This is a genomic window from Pseudomonas sp. Root401, assembly GCF_001425105.1.
Classification (GTDB): Bacteria; Pseudomonadota; Gammaproteobacteria; order Pseudomonadales; family Pseudomonadaceae; genus Aquipseudomonas; species Aquipseudomonas brassicacearum.
The window spans coordinates 300,340-318,092 of record NZ_LMDO01000012.1; the positions used below are offsets into that span (position 1 = coordinate 300,340).

At 59.9% G+C, this 17,753-nt stretch carries 13 protein-coding genes and 1 pseudogene; all 14 read left to right on the top strand.

Annotated features, from left to right (window positions below):
- Positions 1-11: 11 nt before the first annotated feature.
- Positions 12-1,487 (top strand): type VI secretion system contractile sheath large subunit, encoded by a 1,476-nt coding sequence (gene tssC / locus ASC85_RS11285; RefSeq protein WP_057449378.1) that lies wholly within the window; start codon positions 12-14, stop codon positions 1,485-1,487.
- 8 nt (positions 1,488-1,495) lie between these two features.
- Complete coding sequence (tssE, locus tag ASC85_RS11290) at positions 1,496-1,906, top strand: type VI secretion system baseplate subunit TssE (RefSeq protein WP_057449379.1); 411 nt, start codon at positions 1,496-1,498, stop codon at positions 1,904-1,906.
- Positions 1,907-1,912: 6 nt separating this feature from the next.
- A complete protein-coding gene (gene tssF / locus ASC85_RS11295; protein ID WP_057449380.1) occupies positions 1,913-3,700 on the top strand; it encodes a type VI secretion system baseplate subunit TssF in 1,788 nt (595 codons plus the stop codon).
- Positions 3,664-4,668, top strand: coding sequence for a type VI secretion system baseplate subunit TssG (tssG, locus tag ASC85_RS11300; protein WP_057449381.1), 1,005 nt, complete (start codon positions 3,664-3,666; stop codon positions 4,666-4,668). Before tssF ends, tssG begins: the two co-directional genes overlap by 37 nt.
- Before the next feature lie 11 nt (positions 4,669-4,679).
- Positions 4,680-7,265, top strand: coding sequence for a type VI secretion system ATPase TssH (gene tssH, locus ASC85_RS11305; protein ID WP_057449382.1), 2,586 nt, complete (start codon positions 4,680-4,682; stop codon positions 7,263-7,265).
- Between the two features lie 10 nt (positions 7,266-7,275).
- Entirely contained in the window at positions 7,276-8,793 is a 1,518-nt protein-coding gene (locus tag ASC85_RS11310) for a sigma-54 interaction domain-containing protein (protein ID WP_057449383.1), read from the top strand.
- Between the two features lie 56 nt (positions 8,794-8,849).
- Positions 8,850-8,990: a hypothetical protein gene (locus ASC85_RS11315; RefSeq protein ID WP_057449384.1), complete on the top strand. Its 141-nt coding sequence runs from the start codon at positions 8,850-8,852 to the stop codon at positions 8,988-8,990.
- A 19-nt stretch (positions 8,991-9,009) separates the two neighbouring features.
- Positions 9,010-9,801: pseudogene (gene tagH / locus ASC85_RS11320) on the top strand (type VI secretion system-associated FHA domain protein TagH); the annotation flags it as partial.
- A gap of 59 nt (positions 9,802-9,860) precedes the next feature.
- A complete protein-coding gene (tssJ, locus tag ASC85_RS11325; RefSeq protein WP_057449386.1) occupies positions 9,861-10,364 on the top strand; it encodes a type VI secretion system lipoprotein TssJ in 504 nt (167 codons plus the stop codon).
- Positions 10,361-11,692 carry a type VI secretion system baseplate subunit TssK gene (gene tssK / locus ASC85_RS11330; protein ID WP_057449387.1) on the top strand — a complete coding sequence of 444 codons (1,332 nt, stop codon included), beginning with the start codon at positions 10,361-10,363 and terminating at the stop codon, positions 11,690-11,692. The genes tssJ and tssK overlap by 4 nt, the downstream gene beginning before the upstream one ends.
- A gap of 5 nt (positions 11,693-11,697) precedes the next feature.
- Complete coding sequence (gene icmH, locus ASC85_RS11335) at positions 11,698-12,561, top strand: type IVB secretion system protein IcmH/DotU (protein ID WP_057449388.1); 864 nt, start codon at positions 11,698-11,700, stop codon at positions 12,559-12,561.
- 13 nt (positions 12,562-12,574) lie between these two features.
- Positions 12,575-16,018, top strand: a complete 3,444-nt coding sequence (gene tssM / locus ASC85_RS11340) for a type VI secretion system membrane subunit TssM (protein ID WP_057449389.1) — start codon at positions 12,575-12,577, stop codon at positions 16,016-16,018.
- On the top strand, positions 16,015-16,740 hold the full coding sequence (locus tag ASC85_RS11345; RefSeq protein WP_057449390.1) for a PP2C family protein-serine/threonine phosphatase: 726 nt from the start codon (positions 16,015-16,017) through the stop codon (positions 16,738-16,740). The genes tssM and ASC85_RS11345 overlap by 4 nt, the downstream gene beginning before the upstream one ends.
- Entirely contained in the window at positions 16,737-17,669 is a 933-nt protein-coding gene (locus tag ASC85_RS11350; RefSeq protein ID WP_057449391.1) for a serine/threonine-protein kinase, read from the top strand. The genes ASC85_RS11345 and ASC85_RS11350 overlap by 4 nt, the downstream gene beginning before the upstream one ends.
- Positions 17,670-17,753: the final 84 nt, after the last annotated feature.

Genomic DNA, 17,753 nt, shown 5'->3' on the forward strand with positions numbered 1-17,753 from the left:
GAAGCCGAAACATGAGTACCCATGCCGTACAGCAGCAAAGCCAGGACAACGCTGATTACAGCATTCTTGAGAGCATCATCGCCCAGACTCGCCTGACCCCGGACGATGACGCCTACGACATTGCCAGGCGAGGCGTGTCTGCGTTCATCGAAGAGTTGCTCAAGCCGCAAAACAGCGGCGAGCCGGTCAAGAAGGCCATGGTCGATCGCATGATCGCCGAGATCGACGCCAAGCTCAGTCGCCAGGTGGACGAAATCCTCCACCACCCACAATTCCAGGCCTTGGAGTCGGCATGGCGTGGTTTGCAGTTGCTGGTGGACCGCACCAACTTCCGCGAAAACATCAAGATAGAAATGCTCAATGTCTCCAAGGACGATTTGCTGGACGACTTCGAGGATTCGCCAGAAGTCATGCAGTCAGGTCTTTACAAACATATCTACACCGCTGAATACGGTCAGTTTGGTGGGCAGCCGGTGGGTGCGGTCATCGCTAACTACTTCATGTCCCCAAGCTCGCCGGACGTGAAGTTGATGCAGTACGTGTCCAGTGTCGCCTGCATGTCCCATGCGCCATTCATCGCCGCTGCCGGTCCGAAATTCTTTGGTCTGGAAAGCTTTACTGGCCTGCCAGACCTCAAGGACCTGAAGGACCACTTCGAAGGTCCGCAATTCGCCAAGTGGCAGAGTTTCCGTCAATCGGAAGACGCTCGCTATTTTGCTCTGACCGTACCGCGCTTCTTGTTGCGCAACCCCTATGATCCGCAAGAGAACCCGGTCAAATCATTCGTCTACAAGGAAACCGTTGCCAACAGCCACGAGCACTACCTGTGGGGCAATACGGCATACGCGTTCGGTACAAGGCTGACCGACAGCTTTGCCAAATTCCGCTGGTGCCCGAATATCGTTGGTCCTCAAAGCGGCGGCGCGGTTGAAGACCTGCCGTTGCACCACTTCGAAAGCATGGGTGAGATCGAAACCAAGATTCCGACCGAAGTGCTGGTGTCCGACCGGCGCGAATACGAATTGGCCGAGGAAGGCTTCATCTCCCTGACCATGCGCAAAGGCAGTGACAACGCCGCGTTCTTCTCCGCCAGTTCCGTGCAGAAGCCGAAATTCTTTGGTAACGGCGCCGAGGACAAGCATGCCGAGCTGAACTACAAGCTTGGCACTCAGTTGCCCTACATGATGATCGTCAATCGACTGGCTCACTACTTGAAGGTTCTGCAGCGCGAGCAATTGGGGTCATGGAAGGAGCGCACGGATCTGGAACGTGAACTCAGCAACTGGATTCGCCAATACGTGGCGGACCAGGAGAATCCTAGCGCCGAAGTTCGTGGCCGCCGTCCGCTGCGCGCAGCGAAGATCATTGTCAGCGACGTTGAAGGTGAACCAGGTTGGTATCGCGTAGGCCTGAACGTACGGCCTCACTTCAAGTACATGGGGGCCGATTTCACGCTGTCGTTGGTTGGCAAGCTGGACAAGGCGTAGGCGCGCTCATGATGTATGGCAGCCTTTTCGAGCGCCTGGCCGGTTATTCAGATAAGCGTGCGGGTTTGAGTCGCGAGGTGTGTGTCGTGACATCGGTGGCTGCGCATCTGGCCAAGATGCTCAGCACCCGGGCGGGTAGCGTGCAGACGCTATCCGATTATGGGCTACCGGATCTCAATGACATGCGCTTGAGCCTGCACGATGCAGGGAGCCAGGCCCGCAAGGCGATCGAGGCGTTCATCAAGGCCTACGAGCCACGCCTCAGGAATGTCTGTGTCGTTTCAATACCAAGTCATGCCGATCCGCTTCGCCTGTCCTTCAGCATCGACGCTTTGCTGGATGTGGAGGGGGTCAGGCGGCAGGTCAGTTTTTCCGCGTGCCTGGACGGCAGCGGTCAGGTCAAGGTCAGACAAGGATAGCCATACATGTCGTTCAATCATTACTACCAGAGCGAACTGACGGCGCTCCGCCAGCTGGGTCGACGTTTCTCCGAGCGTAACCCGGCGTTGGCCCCCTTTCTGGGGCAGGCCGGACGGGATCCGGATGTGGAGCGGCTGCTGGAGGGTTTTGCATTCCTGACCGGGCGGCTGCGCCAGAAGCTCGATGACCAATTGCCGGAGCTGAGCCATTCGCTGATGCAGCTGTTGTGGCCGAACTACATGCGGCCGTTGCCGGCCTTCAGCATCTTGCAGTTCGATTCACTACAGCGGTCCGGCCCCGCACTGCGGGTGGAACGTGATACGCCGGTCGAAAGCAAGCCTGTGCAGCAGGTGCGTTGCCGTTTCCTGACGTGTTACCCCACCGAGGTGCTGGCGCTTGATCTGACCAGGTTGAGTTATTCAGTGAAAGGGGATGGGTCGCTGTTGAGCCTGCGCCTGGAGATGTGTTGCGACGGTCATTTGGGCGAACTGCAACTGAGCCAATTGCGGCTGCACTTGACCGGCGAGCGCTACATCAGCCAGATGCTCTATCTCAGCCTGTTGCGCAATCTTGAAGGTATCGAGCTGATCCCGCTGGACGGCTCCGGCGAGGCCCTGCGGGCGGCAGATGGCAGCCCTATGATGTTCAGGGTCCCAGCCGATCGTGTCCAGCCGGTAGGGTTTGCCGAAGAGGAAGCGCTGATCCCGTATCCACTGAATACCTTTCGCGGCTATCGCTACCTGCAGGAATACTTCGCCTTCCAGGACAAGTTCCTGTTCGTCGACGTCAATGGCCTGGACGTAATCAACGCTGCTCCGCGTAGCAGCGTCGAACAGATGCGGGGTCTGGAACTGCGCTTCGATATTGGCAAAAGCGGTATCCAGCGGATGCGCCCGACACTGGACAACATAAAGCTTCACTGCACGCCGATCGTCAATCTGTTCAAGCATGACGCCCAGCCAATCCGCCTGGACAGCAAACAGGATGAATACCTGTTGCTGCCCGCCGATTATGACCAGGAGCACTGCGGTGTGTTCTCGGTCGAAAGCGTCACCGGCTGGAACCCCGGCGGTCTGGGTTATCAGGCCTATGTGCCGTTCGAATCCTTCGAGCACGATTCAAGCTTCGATGTGCCCCACAGCCGACCTTACTACAGCGTTCGTCAGCGCCCTTCATTGCTGCACGGTGGCCTGGACACCTGCCTGGGTTTCGGTGCCCGGCACAATCACCCTCATGAAACCCTGTCGATCGAGTTGATGTGCACCAACCAGAACCTGCCGCGCCAGCTCAAGCCGGGTGACATCGACCAGCCCGGCGAAAAAAGCCCCGAATCGCTGAGTTTCCGCAACATCGGGCCGGTCACTTCGAGCTTCGCTCCCCCGCTCAATCGCGATTTCCTCTGGAAGCTGATCAGCAACATGTCACTCAACTATCTGTCGCTGGCGGACGTCAATGCGCTCAAGGTGATTCTCGAAACCTATGATTTTCCGCGCTACTACGACGAGCAGACAGAGAAGGTCAGCAAGCGTTTGCTGGACGGGCTCAAGTCTATCAGGCACCAGCATGTCGATCGCCTGCATCGAGGCTTGCCGGTTCGTGGCTTGCGCACCGAACTGACCATCGACCCCCAGGGTTACATCGGCGAGGGCGACCTGTTCGTCTTCGCTTCGGTGCTCAACGAATTCTTCGCGCTTTATGCCAGCCTCAATTCGTACCACGAACTGCGGGTGAACAGCACACAAGGAGAGGTCTATCAATGGACACCCCGCATGGGCCAGCAGCCGCTTCTATAAGCGGGCTGACGCGAGGAATACGCGAGTACTCGCTATTTCAGGCCGTGTTGTTGGTCGTTGATCGGCTGCGCGAGTCTCACCCAGACCTGGATGATGAGGCGCTGTATGACCGGCTGGAGTTCCAGGCCAACCCAAGCCTGGGGTTCCCCGCCAGCGACATCGATCGTGTGGAGTTTTTTGAAGAAAACGGCCAGGTGCGAGCGCGCCTGGGTTTGAACCTGATCAGCCTGGTAGGGGCAGGGTCGCCGCTACCGGCGTTCTATGGTGAGCAGGCCCTGGGGGAGGAGGAGGGCAATCCGACGCGCGACTTCCTCGACGTCTTCCACCACCGCCTGCAACGACTGATGCTGCCGATCTGGCGCAAGTATCGTTACTGCGCAAGTTTTCAGAGCGGTGCCAGGGACCCGTTTTCCGAGCAGTTGTTTGCGCTGATCGGCCTGGGCGGCGAAGACATTCGCAAGACCAGTCAACTGAACTGGAAGCGTCTGCTGCCGTATCTGGGCCTGCTGAGTCTTCGTGCTCATTCGGCAGCTCTGATCGAGGCCGTGCTGCGTTATTACTTCAAGCACGCCGAACTGAACCTCGAGCAGTGCATCGAGCGGCGTGTGGACATCCTTGGCGAACAGCGCAATCGCCTGGGGAGCGCCAATAGCCTGCTGAGCCAAGACCTGGTGCTGGGTGAACAGGTGCGCGACCGCAGCGGCAAGTTCCGGATCCATATCAGCGAACTGGACTGGCAGCGTTTTCACGAATTCCTGCCCATCGGCATCGGTTACCAGCCGTTGTGCTCGCTGGTGCGTTTCACCCTGCGTGATCCCCTCGAATATGACATTCGCCTGGTCCTGCGCCGGCAGGACATTCGTGAGCTGTGCATCGGAGAACAGAACATCTGCCGCCTGGGATGGACCAGTTGGTTGGGACACGAGCGCGCCGATGGCGTGGTGACCCTCGGCAGCAAAATTCATTAGGAATGAATGACATGATCAACGTAGACCTTCAGCAACTGATCCAGGCGCTGGACGCCGAAACCAGAAGCGATCTGGAGCGCTCGGCCGAGCAATGCATCGCCCGTGGCGCAGACAAAGTCCTGGTGGAAGACTTGATGCTGGGCTTGCTGGAACGTCCGCAGGGGCTGCTCGCGCGAGCCTTGCAAGATGCCCAGGTAAGCGCAGGTGAACTGAGCGCTGCGCTGCAACCACGGATGGGACACAGCGCTTCGCGCAATCCGGTATTCGCCCCGGAGCTGGTGCAATGGTTGCAGGATGCGCTGCTGGTGGCCAATCTCGAGCTGGGCTGCAGCCAGATCGGACAAGCCGCGTTGATCCTGGCGTTGCTGCGCAACCCGCTTCGCTATGCAGGGAGTGCTTACCAGGCGCTGCTCACCCGACTGAATGTCGATCGGTTGAAAGATTTCGCCTTGGCGCAACAGACTCAATCCGTCGCCGATCACCCCGCCAAGCCGGGCGATTCCCTACTGGCGCGCTTTACCCGTGACCTGACCCGGCAGGCCCGCGAGGGGCTACTCGACCCGGTGCTTTGTCGCGACGGTGAAATCAGGCAGATGATCGATATTCTCGTTCGTCGCCGCAAAAACAATCCTATCGTGGTCGGTGAAGCAGGTGTGGGCAAGACCGCCATCGTCGAGGGGCTGGCGTTGCGCATCGCCGCCGCAGAAGTACCTTCAGTGCTCGAAGGCGTCGAGCTGCTTTCGCTGGATATGGGGCTCCTGCAGGCCGGCGCCGGCCTAAAAGGTGAATTCGAGCGTCGTCTCAAAGGGGTGATCGACGAGGTCAGGACTTCGCCAAAATCCATCATCCTGTTCATCGATGAGGCTCACACCTTGATTGGCGCGGGTGGCAACGCCGGGGGCGCCGATGCGGCCAACCTGCTCAAGCCGGCCTTGGCCCGGGGCGAGCTGCGTACTATCGCGGCCACCACCTGGACCGAGTACAAAAAATATTTTGAAAAAGACCCGGCACTGGCCCGTCGTTTCCAACCGGTGCAATTGCACGAGCCGACCGTCAGTGAGGCGGTGACCATCCTGCGTGGCCTGGCCCGGGTCTACGAGAACAGTCACGGCATCTACCTGCGTGATGATGCGGTGGTCGCGGCGGCGCAATTGTCGGCTCGCTACCTGGCTGGTCGTCAGTTGCCAGACAAGGCTGTGGATGTGCTGGACACTGCCTGCGCCCGTGTGCGCATCAGCCTGGCCGCTGCGCCGCAAAGCCTGGAGCGATTGCGCGGCGAGTTGGCCGAAGGCGAGCGCCAGCGCCAAGCGCTGCGTCGTGATGCGCAGGCCGGCCTATCGATTGATCTTCAGGCGCTGGAAACGCTGGAGGTACGCCTGGAGGCCATCGAAGATGAATGCCGAACGCTGGAAATCCAATGGACCGAACAACGCATTCTTGCGGAACGCCTGTTGTCGCTTCGTCAGCAATTGACCAAGGTACGGGACGCCGCGGTGGATCAGCCCCTCAGCGTCGAAACCCTGGAAGCGGCGTTGCATGAAACACACGGCACGTTGGTGGCTGCGCAAGTCCAGGAGCGCCTGGTCAGCTTCGAAGTTTGCCCGCGACTGGTCGCCGAAGTCATCAGTGCCTGGACCGGTGTGCCGCTGGCACAACTGGCGCGAGAGCACAATTTGAAAGTCGCCAGTTTCGCGACGGACCTGCGTGCTCGTATTCGTGGTCAGGAGCCGGCTGTGCAGGCGCTTGATCGTGCGATGCGTGCCGCCGCCGCAGGCCTGAACAAACCCGACGCTCCGGTGGGCGTGTTTTTGTTGGTAGGGCCCAGTGGTGTCGGCAAGACCGAGACGGCGCATGCCCTGGCTGACCTGCTCTATGGTGGTGATCGTTTTATCACCACGCTCAACATGGCCGAATTCCAAGAGAAACATACGGTTTCCCGGCTGATAGGCGCGCCGCCGGGCTACGTCGGTTTTGGCGAAGGCGGCATGCTCACCGAAGCCGTGCGGCAAAAGCCCTATTCAGTGGTGCTGCTCGATGAGGTCGAAAAAGCCGACCCGGATGTGTTGAATCTGTTCTACCAGATCTTCGACAAGGGCTTGGCCAACGACGGAGAAGGACGGGAAATTGATTTTCGCAACACGCTGATCCTGATGACGTCGAACCTGGGCAGCGAACGCATCAACGAGTTGTGCGAAAACGGCACAAAACCAAGTGCCGAATGCCTTGAAGAATCCATTCGCCCAATACTCAGTCAACATTTCAAACCCGCGCTGTTGGCGCGCATGTGCGTGGTGCCGTACTACCCGGTCAACGGGCCGGTGTTACGTGAACTGGTGGAAGTCAAACTCGACCGCCTGGGCGAGCGGCTGCACCGTCGTCAATTGAGCTTCAGTTATTGCGGGCACCTTGTGAATCACCTGGTCGAGCGTTGCAGTCGTAATGATCGTGGCGCACGACTGATTGACCAACTGCTTGACCTGCACCTGATGCCGCTGGTTGCCGACCGATTGCTCGCCGCCATGGCTGGCGGTGAACAGCTACGGCATGTACACGCCATGCTCAACAGCGACGCCAGTCTCGCGTGTGAGTTCTCCTGAGGTGGGCGCCATGTTCAAGAAACTCTCGCAACCGTTGGACTATGCCGAAGCACTTCTGGCGCAGTTTTCCGACCTTTCGCGCTTGGCGGACGGTGCTGAGCTGGTGGGGGCGTTCATCCAGGGCGTAGCGCGGCTCAGTGGCTGTGAACTGGTGCAGTTGTACCTGCTCGATGCCACTCGCACCCGCCTGGAAATGAACACCGAGTGCCTGGAAGGCCAGTTGCAATTTCGTGACCCGCAAAGCCTGCCCTCCGACTACCACGCTGAGCAATTGTTGCAATTTTCCCTGTGCCAGAACCGTGTGGTGTGCCTCGACGCGTTAAGCGACAGCGTGCACGAAACCGGTTTCCTGCCGCCGCGGGCCATACCCTGGCAGTCGCTGCTTTGCGTTCCCCTGGGCGATCCGCAGGATGGGGTCGGAGGCTTGTTGCTATGCGCCAGCAATCAGCACCTCGACCTGCATGGGATCGCTGAGTCCCTGGGACATCTTGGGACCTTCGCGCTTGGCCAGATGCACCTGTTACAGCGCCTGCGCGGTCCTGTTGATGAGTCAGAGCCTGATACCACAAGCCTGCCGAGCGCCGTCAGTTACGGTCTGATTGGCAAGAGCATGGCCATGCGCAAGACCTGCTCGTTGCTCAGTAAAGTACTGCACAGCCCCTATACCGTCCTGCTGCGGGGTGAGACTGGTACCGGCAAGGAGGTGGTGGCCCGGGTCCTCCATGATTACGGCCCGCGCCGATCCAAGGCGTTTATCGTGCAGAACTGTGCGGCGGTTCCCGAGAACTTGCTGGAGAGTGAGCTTTTCGGCTATCGCAAGGGCGCGTTCACCGGTGCCGACCGGGACCGGGCCGGGCTGTTCGACGCTGCCAACGGCGGCACGCTGTTGCTCGATGAAATCGGCGATATGCCGTTATCCCTGCAGGCCAAGTTGTTGCGAGTGTTGCAGGAAGGCGAAATCCGGCCGTTGGGGTCCAACGTCACTCACCATGTCGATGTGCGCATCATTGCCGCCACCCACCGCGACCTGAAGCAACTGATGGAGGAGGGCAAGTTCCGCGAAGACCTGTATTACCGCCTTGCGCAGTTTCCAATTCCGCTACCGGCGTTGCGCCAGCGCGACGGCGACATCATTGAGCTGGCGCGGCATTTTGCCGACAAGGCTTGCACGCTCCTGCAGCGTGATCCGGTGCGCTGGTCAGACGCAGCGCTCGATCACCTGGCCGCCTATGACTTCCCGGGAAACGTCCGTGAACTCAAGAGCATCGTAGAAAGGGCCGTGCTCTTGTGCGAGGGCGGCGAACTGCTTGTCGAGCATTTTGCGCTACACATTCAGACCCCCGCCGAGCGTGGCCGCGTGAGCTTGCGTGAACGGATGGAGCAGATCGAACGTGGCCTGCTGATCGATGGGCTGCGCGAGAGTTCGGGCAACAAGGCGCGTGCCGCCCGTGAACTTGGCTTGCCGCTACGCACGCTGGTCTACCGCCTTACGCGCCTGAACGTTCAGCGTAGTGATTTTAATGATTGATCCTTGCCTGTTCGTAGCCATTCCAGCCCGGCCTTTTTATTTCTGGAGAAATTTCGATGCCTGTTTTCCCCTGGCGAGCCGTCCTGCTGACGCTCCTCGTGTCATTTGTCCTCGGCGGTTGTAGTGGCAACTACAAATTCAACGACAGTGATTATCGCCCTTTGGGTGATCCACAAGCGGTCAATCGCGGTAAGTGACCCAAGGAACCTTTGATAGATGGATCTTGTTTTCGAAATGCTGAACGCCAACCAGTTCGTCCCTGTGCGACTGTGTCACAAGACCTTCGGGCCGGCTGGCGGAGTGATTGGTCGGGGCGAGGGTTGCCACTGGATGATTCCCGACCGCGACCGCCTGCTGTCCAAGTGTCACGCGCATGTCAGCTTCCGTGAGGGCGCATTTTTCCTGACCGATACCAGTGGCAACGGTACGACCCACCGCGAAAGCGGCGCACGCCTACGCAAGGGCGAGCCGGTACGGATACAGGACGGAGACGCCTACATCATGGGCGAATTCGAGGTCCTGGCGCGGCTGGTCGTCGGGCCGTCGAGCAGCGTTGCCGAAGCCGGTCGCTCAACGCCGGTCGACAGTCTCATTCCGGACGATGCCTTTCTGGAACTCGACCCGTTGAAAGCACTGGACCAACAGGAGCGGGTCTTGCTGGACATCGATGAGCTGATAAATCCCACTGCCGTACCACCAGACACCCTTGGGCGCCCAGATTATGCGCGTATCGACATGGAAAGCCTGCTGGTGCCGGAGTTGGTCGAAGAGCTCGTTGAACCAAGGCCTGCGCCCATCCCGCCCGCCAACGCTATGGATCGCCCGCGCGAAGATTTTTGGGCGCGTTTCGCTATTGCCCTGGGCATGGATCTCGAAAGCCTGGATAGCGAGGCCCGCGAAACCCTGGCGATCAATGCAGCGCTGCTGCTCAAGCAAAGCATCCATGGTTTGCAGCAGAGCTTGCGTACCCGCTCGGAGTTGAAAGGCGAACCGCGCCTGACCCAGACCTATGAAGAACAGGTTCGTCTGATTGCCGGCCTGCAAATCGATCACCACGGATGACGTCCATGTCGCACTGCACGATGCACGTATTCAAGACTTTGGCGGCGCTGGCCATGACCCTGCTGTTGGGCGGTTGCACCACGTTGTCGCCCTTTTCGACGATGACCAAGCTCACCCTCACCCTGACGGCCAGTGATCAGCTCAACCCCGACCTCAATGGGCGGCCCTCGCCAGTGGTGGTGCGGTTGTTCGAACTCAGGCATCCGGTAGCCTTTGAAAACTCGGATTTCTTCAGCCTCTATGAGCGCGCGAGGGAAACTCTGGCCCCCGATCTGATTTCCAGCGAAGAGCTGGAATTGCGCCCAGGTGAAACCGTCGAGCTCAGGCTCGGTATCACTGGGGATGGCCGTTACGTCGGCATACTCGCGGCGTACCGAGACCTGCCACACGCCCGCTGGCGCTACACACTGCCAGTGGCTGCGACGCAGTTGACCGAAGCGAACCTGACCCTCGACCAGGATGGGATCGCCAACACGCTTGAAAGACGGGCCAAGGTAGATGACCGATGAATCACGATAAAGTCATCTGGCAAGAAGGCATGTTGTTACGTCCACAACATCTGCAACACAACGATCGTTATTTCGATCACCAGTTGAAGGTTCGTACCCGGTTGCTGGCCAGTTACGCCTGGGGATTCCTGGCGCTGGAAATCGATCTGCAATTTCTCAACATGGGCCAACTGGTGGTCAGCCAGGCCAGCGGGGTCCTGCCTGACGGCAGTCTGTTCGAGCTCGGTGGCAACACCGAGCCGTTGGCCCTGGAAGTACCGTCCAATACCAGCAATACACCGATCTACCTCGCGCTGCCATTGGTGACCGGCAATCACATCGAGTCCCGTCGTCCGGAGCAATCTGACGTGCTGGCGCGCTACACCATCTACGACGCGCAGGTGACCGACTCCAACGCCGGCGATTCCGGCGGGAGCCAGATCAGTTGTGGCCGGCCGGACCTGCGCCTGCTGTTGGGCGAGCAACAGAGCGACCATGCGTTTGTGAAGCTCAAGCTCTGTGAGGTGCTCGATACCACCGCTGATGGGCTGATCAGGCTCGACCCGGACTTTGTGCCAACCTTCATCCAGGCTCGTTCATCCCATTATTTGCTGTCGTGTCTCAAGGAGATCATCGGCATGCTTGCCCATCGGGGTGACAGCCTTGCCGAGCGGATCCGCTTCAATGGCAAGGCAGGTGGTGCGCAAGTGGGCGATTTCATGATGCTGCAACTGATCAACCGTAGCGAACTGTTGCTACGTCATTATCTGGATCTGGAGCAAGTACATCCCGAAACGCTCTACCGAATGCTACTGGCCCTGTTGGGTGAGCTGGCGACTTTTTCCAGTGACAGCAAGCGTCCACCGCTCACCAACCGCTACCAGCACAGCGACCAGGGCGCATGTTTTCGAAGCCTGATGCAGGCGATCCGCCAGGTGCTGTCGATGGTGCTCGAGCAGCACGCTATCGAGCTGCAATTGCAGCCGCGCCAATATGGAATCACCGTCTCGCCGATGCAGGACCTCACCCTGCTGGATACGGCTTCATTCGTACTGGCGGCTAGCGCCAACTGTGACAGCGAAGAGTTGCGCCATCGACTGCCGTCGAACCTCAAGGTTGGCTCGGTGGAGCGCATCCGCCAGTTGGTCAACCTGCATCTGCCCGGTATCAAGATCAGGCCTCTGCCCGTGGCTCCGCGGCAGATCGCATTCCATGCCAACAAAACCTATTTCATCCTGGAGCCCAGCTCCGAAGACCTGGCGCAACTGAAGCGCTCGGCAGGCTTCGCGTTCCATGTGTGCGGTGATTTCGCGGAGCTTGAACTGAATTTTTGGGCCATCAGGAATTGAACGAAATGGATAAGGAAAATCCCCAGGACGAAACAACCGTCCTGCTCGACCACCATGGACAACGTCCTGTTTCTGGACCCTTGACCGACGCTGTTGCGCCGCCACGTTTCGAACAGTTGCAAGAGCGAATGATCTACGCCGCGCACCTGCCGCGGTCCCAGGCCCTCAATGTCAGCCTTAATCCGCTGGTCGCGGCGGCGTCCGGATTATTGTCGCAAATGGTGCAACTCAAGCACGGCCGCGAACGCGAGGACCTGCAAGCCCTCAAAGGGGAACTGAAGCGAGGCCTGGAGCAGTTCGAAGCCTGTGCCTTGCAGGACGGTGTTGAAAACAGTCAGTTGATCGCGGCGCGTTACGTGCTCTGCTCAGCGATCGACGAGGCGATCGTCACTACACCGTGGGGCCATGGAGGTGGGTGGTCACAGATAAGCCTGCTCAGCACTTTCCACAACGAAACCTTCGGCGGCGAGAAGGTCTTTCAATTGCTTGAGCGCTTGTCGAAAAACCCCATCAAGCACCTGTCGATGCTTGAGTTGTTGTATCTGTGCCTGTCCCTGGGCTTCGAGGGCAAGTATCGGGTCCAGACCCGTGGGATGCTCGAGCTCGAAAGTCTGCGCGATGCCCTGTATCGGCTGATCTGCCAGGCACGCGGTGACATCCCTCGTGAACTGTCGCCTCGCTGGGAAGGCTTCGATGGCGCGCGACGCAGCCCGGTGCGCATTGTCCCGGCCTGGACGGTAGCGGTTTTTACGCTGGTCTGCCTGGGGGTGATGTACTCGAGTTTCGCCTGGGTATTGGACGAGCAACGCCGAAGCGTACTGCAACCTTATCAACTGTCAGAGCCGGTCGCCGCTCAGCCGCTGCCGTAAACAGGGACGTGTCATGAAATTGCTTTTCAGGAAAGCCGGTGCCTGGGTGCGCCAGACGTGGATTTGGACGCTGCTGGCGGTGCTTTGTATCGCGTTGCTGGTGTGGTTCGCCGGGCCACTTCTAGCCGTCAATGACTACAAATTCTGGGCAAGCCCGACAGCGCGGTTGCTGACCGTCAGCGTGTTAATGCTGGGCTGGGGCTTGGCCATGGTTTTCGTCAATGGGCGCGGTGGTTCACGCGCGAATCTCCAGCAAAACGCCCCCGAGCAGGCTCGGGCCCTGCATCAGGCCAGGATTGATGATGAGCGGCGCGAAGTGCGCTCGCGCTTCAAGCAGGCATTATCCACGCTAAGGTCTTCGAGCCTTTATCCCGGCCGCAGCGAACGCTGGCGCAACGATCTGCCGTGGTATCTGCTGATCGGCCCGCCTGCCAGCGGCAAGACCCGTCTGCTGGACTGCTCGGGCCTGGAGTTCCCTCTCGACAAGCTTGAGCGCAAGCCAATCGGCGACACGTCGGGTACCCGTTATTGCGATTGGTATTTTGCCGAGCACGCCGTGCTGGTCGACACTGCCGGGCGCTACCTGACCCAAACGGACAGTGATGTCGACAGCAGCGCCTGGGCCGTATTGCTCGAACTGCTGCGCAAGCGTCGCCGCAGTCGTCCGTTGAGCGGTGTACTGGTGACGGTACCGACCGAGGTCCTGTTGCTGGGCAGCGAGGACGAAGTGACTACGCTGGCCCGCCAGATTCGTGGCCGCCTGCAGGAACTGCAACAGCGACTGCACGTCGACGTCCCGGTTTATCTGGTCCTGAGCAAAGCGGACGGCGTGCCAGGTTTCAATGAGTTCTTTGATTCGTTGACTCGCGAAGAAAACGACCAGGTATTGGGTGCAAGTTTCAGTCGGGACCAGCGTGGCAGTGATGTGGCCGTGTTACGTGCCGAGTTCGAGGCGCTGCTGCATCGCCTCAACAGCCAGGTGATCATGCGCATGCATCAGGAGCGCGACCCGCTGCGCCGTAGCTGCATGCTTGATTTCCCTCACCAACTTGGACAACTCGGTGCCGGCCTGTGTCTGCTGGTCGAGCAGGCGTTTACCGGCGGCGTTGGTACGTTGCGTGGTTTCTATCTGACCAGCGCATCGCCGCCGGGCCGAACCAATACCACGCCCAGCGGGCGCTCGCGGTTCATCCACCACTTGATCAGCCGGGTGATTTTTCCGGAAGCCGATCTGACTGATCTCGTTCAGCGCGAGCGCCGTCGTCTCCATTGGGGGCAGCGAGCTTTGTATTTCGGGGCACTGACGGTCATTGGCCTGTGTGGGCTGTTGTGGGCGCACGGTTTTTCGGCCAACCACGAGCGACTGGACAGCTTGCGTACGCTGGCACAACGCTGGGACCAGCAGCAATCAGTCCAGGCGAATGCTGATGACTGGACCGCGATGCTCGAATCACTGGATATCCGTTTCGAGGCAACCCGGGTTTTCCCACCCTACAGGGCGGTGCCTTTGCATGAACGCGTCGGCCTGTACCAGGGCGAGGCGAGCAACCCTGCGGTGACCGACGCCTACGAGCGTGAATTGCGGGCACGACTGCTGCCGAAGATTGCGCAGCGGCTGGAAGTGCATGTCCGCAACAACTGGAATGACCGCGAGCAACTGCTCAACAGCCTGCGCGCCTATTTGATGCTGGGCCTGCAAGAGCGCCGCGATGTTGCCTGGCTCAAGGATTGGCTGGCCAATGATGGGTCGCTTCGTCACCCTGGCAACACGGCGCTACAGGAGGGCCTGAATGCCCACCTCGAGCGCCTGTTGGAGCTGCCCTTTATCCATGCGCTCAACGAACCGCTGGTGGCCCAGGCCCGGGAAGCCTTGCGCCGTGAGTCCCTGGCAGCCGTCGTGTACAGAATGCTGCACGAACAGGCCAGCCATCTGCCGCAATACCGACTCAGCCAACACCTGGGCTCGCAAGGTGCGTTGTTGGTCGGTACCGACCGTGTGATTCCCGGTTTCTATACCCGTCAGGGTTACGAACGCTACTTTTCGGTTCAAGGCGCGGCCCTGGTCGCCGAATTGCTGCGGGACAACTGGGTCCTGGGTGAAGGCGAGGGCCTCAGCGGCATGGACATGCGTCGCCTGATGGTCGAACTCGAACAGCTGTATTTTCGTGATTATGCCGACCACTGGAGCGAAGCGGTTGGCCAGGTCGCCCTGCAAACCATCAGTAATCCAGGTGAGGGCGCCGAGCAACTCGCGGGGCTGACCTCGGCTCACTCGCCGATTCTGCGGTTGCTGGTGCAAGTGCGCGAACACACTCGAATCCAGGCTGTTGCCGAGCAAATCGACGACCTGACGCAAGCGGCAGGGAATGGTGGGCATGCCGTTACAAAACTCGCCGCCGTGGCTGGGAAAGCCTCTGCGTCCTTGGCCGAAAACCTGCCGGACACCGCGCAAAAATCCTTGCGACGGCGTTTCGAACCGCTGCATCGCCTGCTGGACCCGGACAATGGTCCGACGGCTGATCTGGTCCAGGCCTTGCGGGCCATTGATGAGGTGCAATTGCAACTGGCGAACCTGGCTCGCGCCAGTGCCCCGGAACAAGCGGCGTTCGAGCTGGCCAGGCACCGCATGGGCGGTCAGCGCGACGCATTGAGTCACCTGCGCGGTGCGTCTGCCCGCCTGCCGCAGCCGGTCAGTGCGTGGTTCAACGTGATGGCCGAGGACAGCTGGCGCTTGGTGCTCAATGATGCTTATCGTTACCTGAACCAGCGTTATCAGGGCGAGCTGTACAGCTTTTACGGCAAGGCGATCAACAAGCGATACCCGTTTAGTGCCCACAGTGCCAGCGACGTCGCGCTCAATGATTTCCGGGAGTTCTTCAAGGACCAGGGCATCATCGATCGATTCTTCGACAATTACATGCAGCCCTTCGTCAGCGGCTCTGCGGGACACTACCGTCCGCGCAGCATCGACGGTCAGAGCTTGCCGATGTCCCGGGTCTATCTCGATCAAATGGCAACCGCACACACCATTCGCCGGAGTTTTTTCGCCGAAAACCCGACCGAGCCGCAAGTACAGTTCAAGCTTGAGCCGTACACCCTGGACCCGGCGGTAAGCCGTGCTGAATTCCGTTTCGGTGACCAGAGGCTTGAATACCGCCACGGTCCGATCCTGCCGGTGGCATTTACCTGGCCAAGCGACGCGCAGAATGGTCGATCCTTTCTGGTGCTGGACAAGATGGTTGGGCGAGGCGTGGGCATCGAGAAAAATACCGGGCCGTGGTCGCTGTTTCGATTGTTCGACCTGATGCAGAGCGAATACCTGACGGGGCGCGATGTCCGCGTATTGAAGGCGGACCTGGGTGGCCTGCGCGCCAACTATCTGCTGACGAGCCAGCGTACGCCGAACCCTTTCGATATGAGTGTGCTGCGCACCTTTCGCCTGCCGGTGCAGCTTTGATGGAGGCTGGCCCCTGGTACAGCGCCGCGCGCACGGACCCTGGCAAGACCCGGCCACGCAATGAGGATGCTTTTCTCGATTGCCCGCAACAGGGGATGTGGGCGGTGGCCGACGGCATGGGTGGTCATTCGGGGGGTGACATTGCCAGCCAGCTGATCGTTGCCAACCTGACGGAACTGCCGCTGTACCGGGACTTGGCTGAACGTTCGAAAGCGGTGCGCCAATGCCTGCGCTGGACCAACCGACGACTGAGCCAGGAGCTTACCGTCACCGAAGATCATCCCGGCATTATCGGCAGCACTGTGGTGGCGCTGTTGTTGGAAGGAAACCGCGGGGTCTGCATCTGGGCGGGCGACAGCCGTTGTTATCTGTGGCGCGGTCGACGACTGTACCAACTGACCAAGGACCACTCACTGCAACAGCAACTGATCGACACGCAACACATCAGCCGCGATCAGGCCTGTGCCCATCCTGCGGCCAAGGCACTGACCCGCGCGGTCGGTGCCGCCCCAGAGTTGACGCTGGAGGTGTTGGAGCTGGATGTTCACCCGGGCGATACGTTCTTGCTGTGCAGTGACGGCTTGTACCAAGGCCTTGGCGCGCAAACCCTTGGCAGTGCCTTGGACCTGGCTTCGCCGCGCGTGGCGTTGGAACATCTTTTCGACGACGTTCTGCGTGGCCCGGCACGGGATAACCTGACGGCCGTGGTGGTCCGCCCGTGAATGAAGAGGGTAGCCCCCCGACGTATTCGACCTTCGCCAACGCTGTGCCTGCTGTGACATCCAGCCAGCTTTGCGTCAGCGAAACACCGGACATACTCGCAGGACGCTATCGTCTTGAACGCTTGCTTGGGGCGGGCGGCATGGGCGTTGTTTACCGCGCGCGGGATCTGCTGCACGAACAATTCGCTGATCCCGATCCGTACGTTGCCGTGAAGATGCTTAGCGAGGCATTCGACGCATCACCCGATGCGAGTACGCTGCTCTACAGCGAGTTCGCCCTGACGCGGCGATTGCACCACCCGAATATTTTGCGTCCCTACACCTTCGAAGTGGACACAGCCCAACGACGGGCCTTCATCACCATGGAGCTGATGCGCGGCCTGACCTTGGACAAACTGCTTTGCGAACGGCCCCTCGGGCTGCCGTGGCCCGAACTCAAGGCTATCGCCGTGCCGCTGCTCGATGCCCTGGCGTACGCCCACGGCCGTGGCGTGCTGCATGGCGACGTGAAGCCAAGCAACATCATGTTGAGCGAAGAAGGCCTGCGTCTGTTCGATTTCGGTTTGGGCCTGGCCGAAGAAGGGCCTTCTCAGCACCTGCCCAACCTGAACCGTGAACGCCTTAACGCCTGGACCCCTGGTTACGCAGCGCCTGAACTGCTTGAAGGTGCGCCCCTTTCAGCGGGGGCCGATGTCTACGCCGTGGCTTGCGTGCTGTATGAACTGGCGAGCGGCCAACACCCGTTCCGACGGCTACCTTCCACCCAGGCTCGCGATGCCCGGCTGGAACGCGCGCTCAAGGCGCCGCACAACCTGCCCAAGCGTTGCTGGCCGGCGCTATGGATGGCGCTGGCGTTTGATCCGAGGCAGCGGTGTATGGGTGCGGCTCGATTGCGTGACGCGTTGGGTGGTGTGTGGTCTTGGTGGTGACGTTCTTGAATGGCGAAATGCGCCATGAGCAAACCTTTATTTTGATCACTCGGCTGCTGTCATGGCGAGGGAGCTTGCTCCCGC

Bases quoted from the DNA above. Each gene is read 5' to 3' on its own strand.
- icmH (WP_057449388.1), top strand. From the start codon at position 11,698: ATGGATAAGGAAAATCCCCAGGACGAAACAACCGTCCTGCTCGACCAC.
- ASC85_RS11315 (WP_057449384.1), top strand. From the start codon at position 8,850: ATGCCTGTTTTCCCCTGGCGAGCCGTCCTGCTGACGCTCCTCGTGTCA.
- tssH (WP_057449382.1), top strand. From the start codon at position 4,680: ATGATCAACGTAGACCTTCAGCAACTGATCCAGGCGCTGGACGCCGAA.
- tssF (WP_057449380.1), top strand. From the start codon at position 1,913: ATGTCGTTCAATCATTACTACCAGAGCGAACTGACGGCGCTCCGCCAG.
- tssG (WP_057449381.1), top strand. From the start codon at position 3,664: ATGGACACCCCGCATGGGCCAGCAGCCGCTTCTATAAGCGGGCTGACG.
- tssC (WP_057449378.1), top strand. From the start codon at position 12: ATGAGTACCCATGCCGTACAGCAGCAAAGCCAGGACAACGCTGATTAC.
- tssE (WP_057449379.1), top strand. From the start codon at position 1,496: ATGATGTATGGCAGCCTTTTCGAGCGCCTGGCCGGTTATTCAGATAAG.
- tssK (WP_057449387.1), top strand. From the start codon at position 10,361: ATGAATCACGATAAAGTCATCTGGCAAGAAGGCATGTTGTTACGTCCA.
- tssJ (WP_057449386.1), top strand. From the start codon at position 9,861: ATGTCGCACTGCACGATGCACGTATTCAAGACTTTGGCGGCGCTGGCC.
- ASC85_RS11310 (WP_057449383.1), top strand. From the start codon at position 7,276: ATGTTCAAGAAACTCTCGCAACCGTTGGACTATGCCGAAGCACTTCTG.
- tssM (WP_057449389.1), top strand. From the start codon at position 12,575: ATGAAATTGCTTTTCAGGAAAGCCGGTGCCTGGGTGCGCCAGACGTGG.